1 protein-coding gene is annotated in these 1,595 nt (G+C 40.3%); it reads right to left on the bottom strand.

Annotated elements, in window-relative coordinates:
* Positions 1-24: 24 nt before the first annotated feature.
* The gene (locus ACOVQ4_RS22195; protein ID WP_421822778.1) at positions 25-1,548 is read right to left on the bottom strand and encodes an IS1634 family transposase; all 1,524 of its coding nucleotides are present in this window, start codon (positions 1,546-1,548) and stop codon (positions 25-27) included.
* Between the last annotated feature and the right edge of the window lie 47 nt (positions 1,549-1,595).

Genomic DNA, 1,595 nt, shown 5'->3' with positions numbered 1-1,595 from the left:
TCCTGTTTTCAGCGTTGCAACACCCTAGAAATTTTTCTGTACAATTTGGTACAGTTCGGTTTGTAAATCGTCCATTTTGAGCAGTTTAGATTGGGTGTGTTTGGATTCTGGAAGCGTGAAAGTTATTTCATACATGTTATGGGTGAGCTCCGCTGCCTTTTTTATTGATAGAGTTGACTTCTCTTTGTACAGTACCCGTTCAAGTTCTTTATAAATGCAGTAGGCCGTGAAGGAGATACAAACGTGTGCCTCAATACGATGTCTTAAGCGATGATAAATGGGTCTTATTCTTAAATCAGTTTTTGACATCCGAAAGGCATTTTCAATATGCCAAAGGTTTTTATAGTTTTCAATGACTTGCTTGGCGCCTAGTTGAGTATTAGTTATATAGCCCTTCAGCCCATCCCATAATTTGTCAGCCTTGAATTTTTCATAGTCAATTTCGATGGTGATTTTGCCTTGCATCTTAAGATACTTATTGTACCCCTTGTTGTTAATATTTGATTTGGTAAGCCTGCCTGCTTTGATTTGTTTTTCTAATCGTTGAAGCCCTCTCTGACGATTGTGTTGATCTTTGGCCGCTCTGTTGTTGGAGAATGCTACTACGAGCTTGGTGCCGTCATCCTTTTTTATGTTCACCACGTGCCCTTCTTCCCATGAGGTGGACAGTATCTTTTGCTTTATGGTCTTGGATTCGCTTTTTAATCTTGCCCCGATGATGTACTGATAGTTCCTTTGCGTTAATTCGGCTAGGTTGCCCATTGATAACAATCCGGCATCCGCTATTACGATAGGCTTGCCCAGATTAAATTTAGCAGCAGCCTTTTCCAAGAAGGGTATCAAGGTGTGTCCTTCATAAATGCTTCCTTCAAAAATTTCATATCCAATGGCATAGCCTCCTAAACCCACCAATAGGCCAAGATAAATTTGTGGGTGTTGGTGCTTGCCATCTTTGGAAAAGCCCGTCTTACGCAAATCATCTTCGTCACTGGCTTCAAAATAAAGAGTGGTCATATCATAAAAGACCACGCTTAAATTGTTCTCCAATATTTTTTTGGTGTGTGTGAATGCAACTTGCTCGACCTGCGCTTTCAAACTGCTATTGAGTTTGTCCAGAAAACGGTACACCGCATCAATATCTAACTGAACACCTTGATAGCGGTATAGGTAGTCCACCGTCTTGAGTTTGCTCAAGGGAAAAGCTAAACGCGAGATCACCAAATGACGGAACATCTCTTGCTCAATTACCTGAAACCCTATATGATCGTAGATTTTTCCAAAGATTAGTTCTGGCCCCACTGTTCTAATACTGGCATTGCCCAAGCTATTCATCACTTGTTCGACCAACGTGTCTTTTTCAGATACAAACAGAGCCGACTGAGCCGAAAGTTTTTCAATTTCTTGCTTACCTAAAAACCACAGCTTTTGTAATTCTTGCTCCGTAGAACTGCTCCCAATAGTTTTCAACACTTTGTACCTACCACTGGCCTTTGAAATTATTTGTACAGAACTACTACCCGATCGATTCTTTATTTTTCTTAGGAACATACCTAAAAATAGCCATGCAACACCCAATTTCAAAAAATGCTATCTGA

The organism is Flectobacillus sp. (assembly GCF_049240685.1).
Taxonomy (GTDB): Bacteria; Bacteroidota; Bacteroidia; order Cytophagales; family Spirosomataceae; genus Flectobacillus.
This window is presented reverse-complemented; position numbering and strand designations above follow the sequence as displayed.

Excerpts from the sequence above, each read along its gene's own strand:
- ACOVQ4_RS22195 (WP_421822778.1), bottom strand. The coding sequence starts at position 1,548 with ATGTTCCTAAGAAAAATAAAGAATCGATCGGGTAGTAGTTCTGTACAA.